The following is a 13,467-nucleotide window of genomic DNA, read 5'->3' as shown; positions in this document are numbered from 1 at the left end:
GGAGACTTGCGATGACCACCTTTCACCCCACTCCCGCCCGCCGCGTGCTTTGCCTCGCCGGCAGCCTGCGCCGCCAGTCCTGGAACCGTCGCCTGTTGCACGCCGCCGCACTGCAGGCGCCAGCGAGCCTGCAACTGGACGTCCATGACGCGCTGGCTGCCGTGCCCCTGTTCGACGAGGACCTGGAGTCGCACGATCCGGCCGGTCCGGCCGGCGTGCAGGCGTTGCGTGCCGCGGTGGCCGCCGCGGACGGCCTGGTCATTGCCACGCCCGAATACAACCAGGCGATCCCTGGCGTGCTGAAGAACGCGCTGGACTGGCTGTCGCGCGAGAGTCCCCTCGGCGAGGTGCTCGCCGGCAAGCCGGTCGCCGTGCTAGGCGCCAGCAGCGGCCCGTGGGGCACCCGGCTGGCGCAGGCCTCGGTGCGCCAGGTGCTGCACACCTGCGGCGCGCTGGTGATGCCGGCGCCGAGCCTGTTCGTGGCCCGCGCCGCCGAGCGCTTCGATGCCCAGGGCTGGCTCACCGACACCGCCACGCTGCAATCGCTGCAGTCCTTCCTGCTGGGCTTCGACTCATGGATGGAACGCGTGGCGCCGCCGGCTACGCTGGAGCAGCCGCGAGCCATGCCGGGCTGAGCCATGCCGGGCTGAGCCATGCCTGCGCCCACCCATGCCTTTCAGCACACTCGGCGCAACTGCCGCGCGTTTAGGCTTCGGTCTTTACGCCCGAGGAGAGGCCTGTGCGCAAGTCCCTGCCGTTCGCCCTGATGGTCGCCCTGCTGTTGCCTGGATTCACCACCCCGGCCGCCGCGGCCGACAGCGACAAGCCGGCGGCGAGCGCCCAGGCGGCGGGCAAGGATGGCTTCCAGCTGCCGCCGTTCCCCGCCGACGCGCACGTGACGCAAACCGCCACGGTCGACGGCCGCACGCTCAAGTACACGGTCACCGTCGGCTCGCTGCCGGTACGCGACGAGAAGGGCAAGACCACCGGCGAGGTGGTGTTCACCGCCTACACCATGGCCGGCAACGACCGGCCGGTGACGTTTGCACTGAACGGCGGCCCGGGCGCCTCGTCGGTCTACCTCAACCTGGGCGCGATCGGCCCGAAGAAGGTGGACTTCGGCGTCGAGGGCGATTCGCCGTCCGAGCGCCCCACCCTGCACGACAACCCCGGCACCTGGCTGGGCTTCACCGACCTGGTCTTCATCGACCCGATCGGCACCGGCTACAGCCGCGCGCTGGTCGATGACAAGGAGGCGACGAAGCAGTTCTACAGCACCGACGTCGACATCAAGTACCTGTCGCGGATCATGTACGACTGGCTGGTGAAGAATGGCCGCATGGATGCGCGCAAGTACTACGTGGGCGAAAGCTACGGCGGTTTCCGCGGCCCGCGCATCACCGAATACATGCAGACCCAGTTGGGCGTGGCGATGAGCGGCGTGACGCTGATCTCGCCGTATCTCGACCCCGGCGCATGGAGCGACGACACCGTCTCGCCGCTGCCGTGGATGACCACCCTGCCGTCAATCGCGGCGGCTCACCTGGAGCGCGAAGGCAAGCTCAGCGCCGAGACGATGGCGCCGATCATCGCCTATACGCGCGGCGAGTACGCCACCACCCTGATGAAGGGACGTTCCGACCCGGCCGCCACCGAAGCGATGATCCGCAAGGTCACCGACCTGACCGGGCTGGACCCGCTGTTCGTCAAGCGCTCCGGCGGCCGCCTCGAAACCCAGGCCTACCTGCGCGAGGTGTATCGCGCCGAGGGCAAGCTGGGCAGCCGCTACGATTCCAACGTCACCGCGTGGGACCCGTTCCCGTACGCGCCGCGCCAGCAGACCGGCGACCCGATCCTCAACGGGATCATCGCGCCGACCACCACGGCGATGGTCCACTTCGTCACGCAGACCGTGGGCTGGAAGGTCGACGGCCGCTACAACGCGCTCAGCTACGAAGTGAACCGCCTGTGGCACGAGGACGACGACGCACAGGAAGGCTCGGTGAAGGAACTGCGCCAGGCCGTGGCCAACGACCCCGGCCTGCGCGTGCTGATCGCCCACGGCTGGGACGACCTGTCCTGCCCGTTCATGGTCTCGGTGCTGGCCGTCGACCAGATGCCGGCGATGGGCGACCCGTCGCGCGTGCAGGTCAAGGAATACCCGGGCGGCCACATGTTCTACGCCCGGCCCGACAGCCAGGCTGCGCTGACCGCCGACGTGAAGCAGCTCTACGGCGCGAAGTGATCCCTGGCGACGGGCCGGCTTCGCGCCGGCCCGTCGCCTCTCAACGCGCCACGGCGCTGGCGCGCACCAGGTATTGCACGCTGAACATCCGCTGCGGGTCCAGCCAGGTGCGCATCACCGCCAGCCCGGCCTTTTCGGCCAGGGCGGCGAAGTCTTCCAGCGAATACTTGCAGCTGTATTCGACCTGGATCACTTCTTCGGCACGGAAACCCACCTTGCTGCTGCCGATCTTCACCTGCTGCTCGCGGCTGCTGACGATATGCGTCTCGATGCGGCCGGCCATCGGGTTGTAGCGCGCGTGGTGACGAAAGGCGGAAAGATCGAAATCGCTGCCGATCTCGCGGTTCAGCCGCGCCAGCATGTTCAGCGTGAACTCGGCGGTGACGCCGGCGCGATCGTTGTAGGCCGCTTCCATCTGCGCAACGTCCTTCTTCAGGTCCACGCCGATCAGGATGCCGCCCGCGTCGCCCATCTCGTTGCGCATCTTGCGCAACAGGTCCACCGCGTCGCGCGCCTCGAAATTGCCGATGGTGGAACCGGGGAAATACAGCACCGTCCGGCGCGGTGCGCGCGGCGGGATCGGCAGGCGCAAGGGCTTGCTGAAATCCGCGCACAACGGCTGCAGCGGCAGTTGCGGGAACTCCACGGCGAGCTTGCGCACGCTCTCGTTCAACGGCGCCGGCGAGATCTCGACGGGCACGTACGACACCGGGTCGTGCATCTCGCGCAACAGCATGCGGGTCTTCAAGCCGCTGCCGCTGCCGTATTCGACCAGCCGCACCTCGCTGCCCAGGCTGTCGGCGATGCTGGCGGCGTGCTCGTCCATCAGGGCGACTTCGCAGCGGGTCAGGTAATACTCGGGCTGCTCGCAGATCTGCTCGAACAGGGCCGAGCCACGCTCGTCGTAGAACAGCCACGAAGGCAGGCGCTTGAGTTTCAGGCCCAGGCCGTGCCGGGCGATCGCCAGCAGGTCGTTCAGTGGCGGGCGGCGATCGTCGTCGCCGGTACTGCAGGGTTGTACGCTGCTCATCGATCCTGTCCCAGTCGCAGCCCGGCAAACTGCCAGCGGGCGTGTGGCGGAAAAAAATTGCGGTAGGTGGCGCGCAGATGGTCGCGCGGCGTGGCGCACGAACCGCCCCGCAGCACCCACTGCCCGCACATGAACTTGCCGTTGTATTCGCCCAGTGAACCGGGCAGCGGGCGAAAGCCCGGGTAACTGATGTAGGGCGAGGCGGTCCACTCCCACACGTCGCCAAACATCTGCAGCAGCCCCTCGCCAGCCACGGCTGGCTGCGGCTGGCAGCGCCCCTGGTCCTGCAGGTTGCCGTGCACCGTCAGGCCCTGCGCGGCCGACTCCCATTCCGCTTCCGTGGGCAGTCGTGCGCCGGCCCAGCGCGCGAACGCCTCGGCCTCGAAATAGCTCAGGTGACAGACCGGCTCCTGCGGATCGATCGCGCGCACGCCGGCCAGGGTGAACTCGCTGGCCAGGTCGTCCTGCCAGTAGATCGGATGCTGCCAGCCCTCGCGCTGCACCGTGGCCCAGCCTTCGGACAGCCACAGGCCGGGCTCGCGATAACCGCCTTCGCGGACGAACGCCAGGTACTCGGCATTGGTCACCAGCCGGTTGGCCAGCGCATGCGGCTGCAGCAGGGTCCGGTGGCGCGGGGTTTCGTTGTCGAAGGCGAAACCCTCGCCGCGATGGCCGATCTCGACGATGCCCTCGCCGCCATCGATGTAGCGCAGCGGCACGGCCTTCGCGCCAGCCTCGGCGAGGATCGGCGCGCGATATGCGGGCTGCAGCGGATTGCACCAGAACGCGTGCTTGATGTCGGTCAGCAGGAGTTCCTGGTGCTGCTGCTCGTGATGCAGGCCCAGCTCGACCAGCGAGGACAGTTCGGCGCCGTCCTCGCGGGCCAACCGGTCGGCCACCATGTCGTCGATGCGCTTGCGGTAGTCGCGCACCTCGTCCAGCGAGGGGCGCGACAGCAGCCCGCGTTGCGGTCGCGCATGCATCGGCCCGACCGACTGGTAGTAGGAATTGAACAGGTAATGCCACGCCGGATCACGGGGCCGATAAGCCGGGTCGCGCCCCAGTACGAACTGTTCGAAAAACCAGGTCGTGTGGGCCAGGTGCCATTTGCCGGGGCTGGCATCGGGCATCGATTGCAGCTGCAGGTCTTCGGCGCTGAGGTTGGCGCAAAGTTCCAGGCTGCGCCCGCGCACCTTGCCGAAGCGGCTGCCGATGTCGTCCGCCGCCAGCGTTCGCGAGGCCATCAGCCGGCCCTCCGGGACGACGTCCCGGTGCCAGCGTGGAAACGGGAGTCGGTGATGTAGTCTCGGGTCACATGCATATTCCCCAGCATGGCGGATCAACCGTTCACTTCTTGTGACAAGAGTATCGCGGATACTCCGTCTGCTCTCCCCATGCCGGCACATCGCGGCATGCAGCTGCCGTGGCTGGATCACGGTTCGCACCATCCCGAGAAAGCGAGGCACGTCCGATGAAACTGATCCTTCCCCTGATGATGCTTGCCCTCGCCGCCTGCGCGGGTACCGCGCAGGCGGCCGACAAGGCGGCCCACCCGCCCCTGCCCGCCGGCGAGTGCATCGACACGACCCAGATCAACGAATGGCACATCGTGGATGCACGCACCGCAATCGTGCGCACGGGCCCGAAGCGCTACCTGGTCGAATTGCGCCATGACTGCCCACGACTGGGCATGGTGCCACCGGGACTAATGTTCCGCCCCAACCGCTCCAATGCCATCAACAATCGGGGGCGCATCTGCGGCGAGACGGGCGAGACCGTGCGCTCGCGCCAGCAGCCGCCGTGCGCGATCGATTCGGTCAGCCGGATCGACAAGCAGCGCTTCGACGAGCTCAGCGCCAAGGCGAAGCGTCACGGCAGTGGCGCGGAACAGCCCACGACCCTGCCCGCCCACTGACTGAAGCATCCCGCAAAACGACAGGGGCCCGGATGACCGGGCCCCTGTTCAAGCGCTTTCAGCGATGAGTGCGATCAATCGTCACCGTAGCCATCGTCGCGGATGTAGCGCGTCTGGTACGGGTCGTCGTAGACCACGGTGCGCGTCTCCACCACGCGACGGGTGACCACCGGCTCCTCACGGTAGATCACGGTGCGCGGCTCGCGATAGACCGGCGCGTCGTAATACACCGGCGCCGGGCGCAAGGCGTTGTCGACCAGGCCGATCACGGCGCCGGTGACGATCGCGCCGGCGATCCAGCGACCACCGCTCCAGTGACCACCGCCGTGACGGTAATAACCACCGTGATAGCCGCCATGGTAGCCACCGTGATAACCGCCGCCATGGTAGCCATGTCCGCGCGCCGACGCGCTCAGCGGCATCGCCACCGCCGCTGCAACCGCCAGACCGATGGCCGCCAGCTTGCCTGCACCACTGAAACGTCGAGTCATGAGTGTTCTCCGTTGTACGGGCAGATGCTCGTCGGATCAGGCTTAATGTGCACTGAAGGGTTCACTTTTTGATGCGGGCGCTGTCCCAGGGATTGACGCCCGGATCGGCCTTGCGTCGCCGCAACAGCCAGCAGCCGTGGATGTCGGCGCGGCGGGCGAAGTCGAACGGGATGCTGGGCGCGCTCCAGTCCTCGATCTCGAAGTGCGTTTCCAGCGCCTCCCGGTCCAGCTTGAAGCGGCGGAAATTGTTGGAGAACACGATCACGCCGTCGCGGGTCAACCGCTCGTTGCAGGCCTCCAGCAGCTTCACGTGATCGCGCTGCACGTCGAAATCCTCGGCGCGCTTGGAGTTCGAGAACGTGGGCGGGTCGACGAAGATCAACCCGTAATGGCCGCGGTCGCGCTGCAGGAATTCCAGCGCGTCGAATTGCATCAGCCGGTGGTCGACACCGGTGAAACCGTTCAGCGCCAGGTTGCGCGAAGCCCACTCCAGGTAAGTCGCCGACAGGTCGACGCTGGTGGTTTCCAGCGCGCCGCCCGCCGCCGCATGGACGCTGGCGGTGGCGGTATAGGCGAACAGGTTGAGGAAGCATTTCCCGTGGGCCAGCTCGCGCACCTTGCCGCGCACCAGGCGGTGGTCGAGGAACAACCCCGTATCGAGATAGTCGGTGAGGTTGACCAGCAGCTTCAGGCCGTCCTCCTCCACTTCGATGAACTCGTTGCGCTGGTCCATCTGGCCGTATTTCGAACCACCCTTGCCGCGCTCGCGGGTCTTCAGCGCGATGCGTTCGCGCGGCACGCCGAGCACTTCGCCGGCGACCCGTGCGATCTCGCGCATGCGCTGGCGGGCGACGTCGGCGGGGACATCGGCCGGCGCGCGGTACTCCTGGATGTGCAGGTGGTCGTCGCCATGCGTGTCGCCGTAGACGTCGATGGCGGCGGCGTACTCGGGCAGGTCCTGGTCGTAGGCGCGCCAGCAGTGGATGCCTTCGCGGGCCAGCCGCTTGCGCAGGTGTCTGACGTTCTTTTCCAAACGGTTCTTCAGCATCTGCGCGCCGGGAGACAACGGCTTCGCTTCACGTGGCTGCTCGTCGCGCGGCTTCAGGTCGAACGTCAGCAGCACGGTTTCCAGCGCGCCGTTGTACAGCGCGTAGCGCTTGTCGGCATGCAGTTGCATCGCGCGGCCCAGTTCGACGTCGCCGGCCAGCACGGCGGCGCGCCAGCCACTGAAACGCTGGCGCAAGGTGTCGCCCAGCGCGCGGTACAGCTTCGGCATCTCGGCGCGATCGCCGAGGCGCTCGCCGTAAGGCGGATTGGTGATCACCAGGCCGTGTTCGACGCCGGGCGGTGGCGCGGCGCGCGTCATGTCCTGCTTGTCCAGGGTGAAGAAACCCGCCACGCCCGCTTCCTGCGCATTGCGTTTGGCCGTCTGCACCATGCGCGGGTCGGCGTCGCTGCCGAAGAACACGCTGCGCAGTGTGCGCAGGCCGTTCTCGGCGCGCTGCTTCGCCTCGTCCAGCAGGCCGCGCCACAGCGCGATGTCGTGCTGCTGCCAGCCGAGGAAACCGAAGTATTCGCGGCGCAGGCCCGGCGCCACGTCGGCGGCCATCAGCGCGCCTTCGATCAGCAAGGTGCCCGAACCGCACATCGGATCGAGCAGCGCGCCGCCGGCCACGTAGACTTCCGGCCAGCGTCCGCGCAGCAGCATCGCCGCGGCGAGGTTTTCCTTCAGCGGCGCCTCGCCCTGCTCCTCGCGCCAGCCGCGGCGGTGCAGCGGCGAACCGGCGAGATCGAGCGACACGGTGGCGCGATCGCGGCGCAGGCGCAGGTTGATGCGGATGTCTGGCTCGTCAGTGTCGATGTCCGGACGCGAACCGTCGCGCTGGCGGAACTGGTCGACCACGGCGTCCTTGGTACGCAGGCCGATGAACTGGCTGTGGTTGAGCTTGCTCATCGCGGTGCCGGCATCCACCGCGAAGGTGGCATGCGCGGCCAGGTGTTCACTCCAGTCGATGCCCTGCACGCCGCGGTACAGCGCGTCGTCGTCGGCCGCGTCGAACTCGGCCAGCGGCAGCAGGATGCGGCTGGCCAGGCGCGACCACAGGCAGGCCTTGTAGGCGGTTTCGAGCGTGCCGGAAAAATGCGCGCCGGCCAGCGCCTCGCGCACGTCGCTGGCGCCGATGGCGACCAGTTCGTCGCGCAGCAGGTATTCCATGCCCTTGGGGCAGGTGGCGAAGAACGCGCGCGTTGCCGAGGTGTTCATGCGGCGGCCTGCTGGTCGAGCAACAGCCGGAACTGGGCGCTGATCGTGTCCATGCTGGCAGCCAGTCGGTGATCGTCGTCCAGCACCAGCAGCGGCAGGCGCCGCCGCGCGGCGAACGCGTGCACGCCGGCCAGCGGGCAGACCTCGTCGCGCCAGCCGTGGATCAGCATGGCGGGCACGTCGGCGCGCAGGTCGAAGCGGCGCGCATAGCCGGGAATCTCGCTGGGGGTGGCCAGCAGCAACAGCCCGGCCACCGGCACGTCCAGCGAGACCATTCCGGAAACGAAGGCGCCCATGCTGGAACCGACCAGCAGCGGCGGCGCGTCGAGCGCCTCGATGGTGGCGCGCAGGCGGGCGATCCGCGGCGCCACCGAGCCGGCATGGCCGCGGCTGTCGTCGGCGCGGTAGTCCGGCCGCTGCGTGCGCCAGCCCAGCGACTCGGCCAGTGCGGCCAGCGCGCTGACCTTGGTCGCCTCGGGGCTCGAATCCGAACCGTGCGAAAGAATGATCTGGCCGCGCATGGCGGTCTCCATGAAAGTGCTCGAAGCAAGGCACGCATGGTAACAGGCGGCGTTTCCGCCGCGGCTGCGGCACGTGCGAAACTGCCGCGCATGAGCCTGACCATCCACGACCAGCCCCTGCCCTACGTCGACCTGCTGCCCGAGCGCTCCGCCGCGGCGGTGGAGCTGGTGGTGATCCACTGCACCGAGCTGCCGGACCTGGCCACCGCCCGCGAATACGGCGAGCGCGTGCTGCACCCCAGCGGCGCCGGCAACAGCGGCCACTATTACATCGACCGCGATGGCGCGGTGTACCGCTACGTGCCGGGCACCCGCGTGGCCAACCACGTGCGCGGGCACAACCCGAACTCGATCGGCATCGAGCTGGTGAACCTGGGCCGCTATCCGCACTGGTGGGATTCGCGCCAGCAGCAGATGACCGAGCCTTACACCGATGCCCAGATCACCGCGTTGCGCGCCCTGCTGGCCGAGCTGCGCCGGGATTTCCCGAACCTGCGCCAGATCGCCGGCCATGAACAGCTGGACACGGACCTGATGCCGGCCAGCGACGATCCCGCCATCCAGATCCACCGCAAGCTCGACCCTGGCCCGCTGTTTCCGTGGGCTGACGTGCTCGAAGCTTGCGGGCTGAGCCGGCTGGCCGGGCCGTAAGCGCAGCCGACGCCCGCTATAATCGGCGGCTTCCGTCCCCGCGAGTCCGATTCCATGTCACCCAACCACGTCACCGAACTGGTCGAGCTGCTGCAGCTCGAGCGACTGGAAGACAACCTGTTCCGGGGCCAGAGCCGCGACATCGGCACCCGCTTCGTGTTCGGCGGCCAGGTGCTGGGACAGGCCTTGTCGGCTGCCCAGCAGACGGTCGATCCGGCCCGCGAGGCGCATTCGCTGCACGCGTATTTCCTGCGCGCCGGCGACATCCGCGCGCCGATCGTCTACAGCGTCGAACGCACCCGCGATGGCGGCACGTTCTCCTCGCGGCGGGTGGTGGCGATCCAGCATGGCCAGCCGATCCTGAACGGTTCGATCTCGTTCCAGGTGCCGGAAACAGGCGTCGAACACCAGACCTCGATGCCCGAGGTGCCGGCGCCCGAAGACATCGAGCCGATGCATCCGCTGCCGCCGGATGAACTGGCCCGCCTGCCGGTGAAACTGCAGCGCTGGCTCGGCATCGACGGCCCGTTCGAGTTCCGCCAGGTGTGGCCCCGCGACGAGCTGCATCCGGTGAAGCGTCCGCCGATCCAGCACATCTGGTTCCGGCTGACCTCGCCGATCGACGACTCGGCGATCCTGCACCGCGCGCTGCTGGCGTATGCCTCGGACTTCCACCTGATCGGCACCGCCACGCTGCCGCACGGCATCTCGTACATGACCCACAACGTGCAGATGGCCAGCCTCGACCACGCGCTGTGGTTCCACCGTCCGTTCCGCGTCGACGAATGGCTGCTGTACACCTTCGACAGCCCCACCGCCCAGGGCGGCCGCGGGCTGGCGCGCGGACAGATATTCAGCCGCGACGGGCACCTGGTCGCTTCCACCGCGCAGGAAGGCCTGATCCGCGTGCGCAACGACTGATCGCGTAGACTCCCGCCCATGCGCCAGATCTATACCTCTCCCCGCGAGCAGAACATCGATACCGTGGTCGCCCTGATGGCCGAGCACGGTATCGAGGCCACGGTGTCGAACCGCTCCAACTACAACCGCTCCAGCTGGCAGCGTTTCAGTTACTCGCAGCGCCAGGAAGATCGCAGCCGCTGGCCCCAGGTGTGGATCACCAGCGCCGACGACTACACCCGCGCCCGCGCCCTGCTGCGCGAGATCGGCATCGAGCCGGTGGTCCGTTATGGCGAGGAGCTGGCTGCTGCACGCAACCCCACCCCGATGGACCGGCGCAGGCTTACCGTCGCCCGGGTGCGCCGCATCGTGCTGCTGGTGGTGCTCGGCGTGGCGGCGGTGGCGATGCTGCGCAATCTGCACGTGTTCTGAATCGACCACGTGCGGCGCCGCCTGCCGCGGCATAGAATCGGTCCATGCGCCGATCCGACCAAGTCCGGCTGTTCCAGACGCTGCCCCATGCGTGCGGCTATTACGCCGACCGCACAGCGCAGAACCTGGTGCTCGATCCGGCCGCCCCCAACCTGGACCAACTTTACGGCCCCGCGCTGGAACGCGGCTTTCGCCGCGCCGGCGGCCACCTGTATTTCCCCCATTGCGCCAGCTGCCGCGCCTGCACGCCGTGCCGCATCGACGTGGCGAACTTCCGGCCGGACCGCAGCCAGCGCCGCTGCCTGCAGCGCAACACCGACGTGGTCGTCACCGAATGCATCCCCGGTTACAACCGCGAACGCCATGCGCTCTACGAGCGCTACCTGCACAGCCGGCATGCCGGCGGCGGCATGGACGACGCCGAGGCCAGCGACTTCCGCCGCTTCCTCACCGCGCCGTGGAGCCCCACCGTGTTCATGGAGTTGCGCGCGGGGCCACGCCTGCTGGCCGTGGCGGTGACCGACATCTGCCTCAACGGCATTTCCGCCGTCTACACCTTCTACGAGCCGGAGGAAGCCGGGCGCAGCCTCGGCACCTTCGCGATCCTGCAACAGGTGGAACTCGCCCGGCGCCGCGGCATCCCGTGGCTGTACCTGGGCTTCTGGATCGACGGCCACCCGAAGATGGATTACAAGCGGCGCTTCAAGCCGCTGCAGATCCGTACGGCCCAGGGCTGGACTCCTTTCGAAGACTGAACTCGGCGTCAGTCCCAAAACAAAAAGGCAGGCCGACTCGACGTCGACCTGCCTTCAATGGGTACGAAACAATGGCCTAACGCGAGGCGACCTGCTCGTCCTGGGTAACCTTGAAGTCGGTGATCCGATTATGGATATCGCACATGACATGTGCGGTCAGCGCCGCCTTCGGATAGGCCAGGCCCAACGCCACCACTGAATAACCGCCAGACGGCGAATCAATCAGCGTTCCCTTGGCATTCGTCTTCGACGGCTGGCCGTAGGTAGCTTCGAGCGAACTCGACATTTGCGCCAGACGATCCGGCGTCACGAATTTTCTTACGGAAGGCGCGAAGGCCTTCTGTGCGCCGCGGTAATCTTCTTTCGTCAACTTTTCAAGCAAGCGCCTGGTCTGAACCACGCACTGATTCCCCCGCGCCACTCCGGGCAAATGACTCTGCAACACGGAATTGCGGCTGAAGGCCGTATATGTACCCTCGGTGGTGGCGGGGTAGCTTCTGGCGGTGGCCCAGTCGTAACCCGAATTGGTGGTCGGGCCGGTTCTATCCTTGTTGCTCTGCGCCATCGCACTACCGGAAGCAAGCCCGATCACGAGGGCCGCAGCAATCACTAGCGTTTTCATGTCCCTACTCCTTGTGTGTGCCACAGACACGCTGCACCTCAAATCGGGAATTGTCAACCCACCAGACGGAAACCGGAAATCCCGTCGTGTTGGCGCTTTGGGGAAACGACGTCAACCAGCGCGCGCGCGCTCGACCGGGTACGGAAACAGCTTCTCCAGCGGAATCGACAAACCGTCGTCGCCGACCACGCGGCAGTGCCCGCGATTGAGCTGGCGCGGTTCGCTGACGCCGCAGCTGTGGGCGATGATGCCCACTTCGTGCATCACGTTCTTCGCGTAATGGAATACCCGCTCGGCCTTGTCGGTGACCACCAGGCCACGCTGCAGTTTCGGGTTCTGCGTGGTGATGCCGGTGGGACACGTGTTGCGGTTGCACTGCAGCGACTGGATGCAGCCCAGCGCCAGCATGAAGCCGCGCGCCGAATTGACGAAGTCCGCACCGATCGACAACGCCCACGCCACGTCGTAGGCGGTGATGCACTTGCCCGAGCAGACCACCTTGATGCGTTCGCGCAGGCCCTTGACGATCAGCATGTCGATCAGCGCCGGCAGCGCCTCGTGCAACGGCAGGCCCACGCCTTCCATGAGGGTCTGCGGCGCGGCGCCGGTGCCGCCCTCGGAGCCGTCGACGATGATGAAGTCGGGTGCGCTCCCGATGCCACGCCGATGCACTTCATCGCACAGTTCGCCGATCCATTCGGCGCCGCCCAGCACCGCCTTGAAGCCCACCGGCTTGCCGGTGAGCTCGCGGATGTGGGCGATGCTGTCCATCAGCTGCGCGACGTTGCCGATGTCCAGATGGCGGTTCGGGCTTTGCGAATCCTCGCCGACGGGAATGCCGCGGATCGCCGCGATCTCGGCGGTGACCTTGGCGCCGGGCAGCAGGCCGCCCATGCCGGGCTTGGCGCCCTGGCCCAGCTTGATGCTGACCATCTTCACCTGCGGGTGCGCGCAGATCGCCAGCAGCTTCTCGTCGTCGAGCTTGCCGTCCGGCGTGCGCACGCCGTACTTGGCCGTGCCGATCTCGAAGATGATGTCGCAACCGCCTTCCAGGTGATACGGCGCCAGGCCGCCTTCGCCGGTGTCCATCCAGATGCCGGCCTTGGCCGCGCCCCGCGACAGCGCCCGCACCGCCGGCGCCGACAGTGCGCCGAAGCTCATCGCGGAAATATTGAAGAACGCGGCGTGGCTGTACGGCTCGCGCGCGTACGGGCCGATCGTCACCGGCACCGGCTCGACATGATCTGTGCCCAGGTCAGGGAACGGCGCGTTGACGAAGAACGGCACGCCTTCGGCCCGCAAGTCACGGCTGGAACCGAAGGCGTTGGTGTTGTCCACATTCTTCGCCGCGCGATACACCCAGGTACGCTGGGCGCGATTGAACGGCATTTCCTCGCGGTCGCTGGAATACAGGTATTGGCGGAAGAACTCGCCCAGGTGCAGGAACCAGTAGCGGAAGTGGCCGATCACCGGGAAGTTCCGCAGCACCGCGTTGCCGGTCTGGTTGCGGTCGACCACCCAGGTCGCCAGCAGCACCACCACCGCCAGCGCCAGCAACAGCAGCGCGAACGCCGCCGCCAGCTCGACCACCACCACCAGCCAGTGCGCAAATCCGCCTGATTCCATCCTTGCCTCTCCCCGA

At 67.4% G+C, this 13,467-nt stretch carries 14 protein-coding genes; 7 read left to right on the top strand and 7 right to left on the bottom strand.

The genetic code is table 11. The annotated features are described in order from the left end of the window. Positions 1–11 precede the first annotated feature (11 nt). Both AC3A56_RS11235 and AC3A56_RS11230 read left to right on the top strand, forming a co-directional pair. Positions 12–635 (top strand): NADPH-dependent FMN reductase, encoded by a 624-nt coding sequence (locus AC3A56_RS11235; RefSeq protein WP_487770387.1) that lies wholly within the window; start codon positions 12–14, stop codon positions 633–635. 104 nt (positions 636–739) lie between these two features. Beyond that, positions 740–2,245, top strand: coding sequence for a S10 family peptidase (locus tag AC3A56_RS11230; protein ID WP_487770386.1), 1,506 nt, complete (start codon positions 740–742; stop codon positions 2,243–2,245). Positions 2,246–2,285: 40 nt separating this feature from the next. Here the strand turns inward: AC3A56_RS11230 and egtD are convergent, their stop codons facing one another. Then, the gene (gene egtD, locus AC3A56_RS11225) at positions 2,286–3,275 is read right to left on the bottom strand and encodes an L-histidine N(alpha)-methyltransferase (protein WP_487770385.1); all 990 of its coding nucleotides are present in this window, start codon (positions 3,273–3,275) and stop codon (positions 2,286–2,288) included. After that, the gene (gene egtB / locus AC3A56_RS11220) at positions 3,272–4,519 is read right to left on the bottom strand and encodes an ergothioneine biosynthesis protein EgtB (RefSeq protein WP_487770384.1); all 1,248 of its coding nucleotides are present in this window, start codon (positions 4,517–4,519) and stop codon (positions 3,272–3,274) included. Before egtB ends, egtD begins: the two co-directional genes overlap by 4 nt. A gap of 227 nt (positions 4,520–4,746) precedes the next feature. On the opposite strand from egtB, the gene AC3A56_RS11215 reads away from it, so the two are divergent. Further along, the gene (locus tag AC3A56_RS11215) at positions 4,747–5,190 is read left to right on the top strand and encodes a DUF6491 family protein (protein ID WP_487770383.1); all 444 of its coding nucleotides are present in this window, start codon (positions 4,747–4,749) and stop codon (positions 5,188–5,190) included. A 74-nt stretch (positions 5,191–5,264) separates the two neighbouring features. Here AC3A56_RS11215 and AC3A56_RS11210 read toward each other — a convergent pair whose 3' ends face one another. From AC3A56_RS11210 to AC3A56_RS11200, 3 genes are all read right to left on the bottom strand, one after another. Further along, positions 5,265–5,681, bottom strand: a complete 417-nt coding sequence (locus AC3A56_RS11210) for a hypothetical protein (RefSeq protein ID WP_204109120.1) — start codon at positions 5,679–5,681, stop codon at positions 5,265–5,267. 61 nt (positions 5,682–5,742) lie between these two features. Further along, positions 5,743–7,944, bottom strand: a complete 2,202-nt coding sequence (rlmKL, locus tag AC3A56_RS11205; RefSeq protein ID WP_487770382.1) for a bifunctional 23S rRNA (guanine(2069)-N(7))-methyltransferase RlmK/23S rRNA (guanine(2445)-N(2))-methyltransferase RlmL — start codon at positions 7,942–7,944, stop codon at positions 5,743–5,745. After that, complete coding sequence (locus tag AC3A56_RS11200) at positions 7,941–8,465, bottom strand: alpha/beta fold hydrolase (RefSeq protein WP_487770381.1); 525 nt, start codon at positions 8,463–8,465, stop codon at positions 7,941–7,943. The genes rlmKL and AC3A56_RS11200 overlap by 4 nt, the downstream gene beginning before the upstream one ends. Positions 8,466–8,555: 90 nt before the next feature. Here AC3A56_RS11200 and AC3A56_RS11195 point away from each other — a divergent pair, with 90 nt between their 5' ends. From AC3A56_RS11195 to AC3A56_RS11180, 4 genes are read left to right on the top strand one after another with little or no spacing between them, the layout of a single operon-like run. After that, positions 8,556–9,116: an N-acetylmuramoyl-L-alanine amidase gene (locus AC3A56_RS11195; RefSeq protein WP_487770380.1), complete on the top strand. Its 561-nt coding sequence runs from the start codon at positions 8,556–8,558 to the stop codon at positions 9,114–9,116. 54 nt (positions 9,117–9,170) lie between these two features. Continuing rightward, the gene (locus AC3A56_RS11190; protein ID WP_056717734.1) at positions 9,171–10,037 is read left to right on the top strand and encodes an acyl-CoA thioesterase; all 867 of its coding nucleotides are present in this window, start codon (positions 9,171–9,173) and stop codon (positions 10,035–10,037) included. 18 nt (positions 10,038–10,055) lie between these two features. Next, a complete protein-coding gene (locus tag AC3A56_RS11185; protein ID WP_056717735.1) occupies positions 10,056–10,448 on the top strand; it encodes a DUF2007 domain-containing protein in 393 nt (130 codons plus the stop codon). Between the two features lie 44 nt (positions 10,449–10,492). Further along, on the top strand, positions 10,493–11,203 hold the full coding sequence (locus AC3A56_RS11180) for an arginyltransferase (RefSeq protein WP_487770379.1): 711 nt from the start codon (positions 10,493–10,495) through the stop codon (positions 11,201–11,203). Positions 11,204–11,279: 76 nt separating this feature from the next. Here AC3A56_RS11180 and AC3A56_RS11175 read toward each other — a convergent pair whose 3' ends face one another. Further along, entirely contained in the window at positions 11,280–11,825 is a 546-nt protein-coding gene (locus AC3A56_RS11175) for a hypothetical protein (RefSeq protein ID WP_487770378.1), read from the bottom strand. A 111-nt stretch (positions 11,826–11,936) separates the two neighbouring features. Then, positions 11,937–13,451, bottom strand: a complete 1,515-nt coding sequence (locus AC3A56_RS11170) for an FMN-binding glutamate synthase family protein (RefSeq protein ID WP_487770377.1) — start codon at positions 13,449–13,451, stop codon at positions 11,937–11,939. Positions 13,452–13,467 lie beyond the last annotated feature (16 nt).

It is taken from the genome of Rhodanobacter sp. Soil_C_14, from assembly GCF_057657335.1.
The sequence above is the reverse complement of the archived record's forward strand: the minus strand, read 5'-3'. Positions and strand labels throughout refer to the sequence as shown.

What these genes read in the sequence shown, in the direction of transcription:
- AC3A56_RS11235 (WP_487770387.1), top strand. Translation starts at nt 12, where the DNA reads ATGACCACCTTTCACCCCACTCCCGCCCGCCGCGTGCTTTGCCTCGCC.
- egtD (WP_487770385.1), bottom strand. Translation starts at nt 3,275, where the DNA reads ATGAGCAGCGTACAACCCTGCAGTACCGGCGACGACGATCGCCGCCCG.
- egtB (WP_487770384.1), bottom strand. Translation starts at nt 4,519, where the DNA reads ATGGCCTCGCGAACGCTGGCGGCGGACGACATCGGCAGCCGCTTCGGC.
- AC3A56_RS11215 (WP_487770383.1), top strand. Translation starts at nt 4,747, where the DNA reads ATGAAACTGATCCTTCCCCTGATGATGCTTGCCCTCGCCGCCTGCGCG.
- AC3A56_RS11210 (WP_204109120.1), bottom strand. Translation starts at nt 5,681, where the DNA reads ATGACTCGACGTTTCAGTGGTGCAGGCAAGCTGGCGGCCATCGGTCTG.
- rlmKL (WP_487770382.1), bottom strand. Translation starts at nt 7,944, where the DNA reads ATGAACACCTCGGCAACGCGCGCGTTCTTCGCCACCTGCCCCAAGGGC.
- AC3A56_RS11200 (WP_487770381.1), bottom strand. Translation starts at nt 8,465, where the DNA reads ATGCGCGGCCAGATCATTCTTTCGCACGGTTCGGATTCGAGCCCCGAG.
- AC3A56_RS11195 (WP_487770380.1), top strand. Translation starts at nt 8,556, where the DNA reads ATGAGCCTGACCATCCACGACCAGCCCCTGCCCTACGTCGACCTGCTG.
- AC3A56_RS11190 (WP_056717734.1), top strand. Translation starts at nt 9,171, where the DNA reads ATGTCACCCAACCACGTCACCGAACTGGTCGAGCTGCTGCAGCTCGAG.
- AC3A56_RS11185 (WP_056717735.1), top strand. Translation starts at nt 10,056, where the DNA reads ATGCGCCAGATCTATACCTCTCCCCGCGAGCAGAACATCGATACCGTG.
- AC3A56_RS11180 (WP_487770379.1), top strand. Translation starts at nt 10,493, where the DNA reads ATGCGCCGATCCGACCAAGTCCGGCTGTTCCAGACGCTGCCCCATGCG.
- AC3A56_RS11175 (WP_487770378.1), bottom strand. Translation starts at nt 11,825, where the DNA reads ATGAAAACGCTAGTGATTGCTGCGGCCCTCGTGATCGGGCTTGCTTCC.
- AC3A56_RS11170 (WP_487770377.1), bottom strand. Translation starts at nt 13,451, where the DNA reads ATGGAATCAGGCGGATTTGCGCACTGGCTGGTGGTGGTGGTCGAGCTG.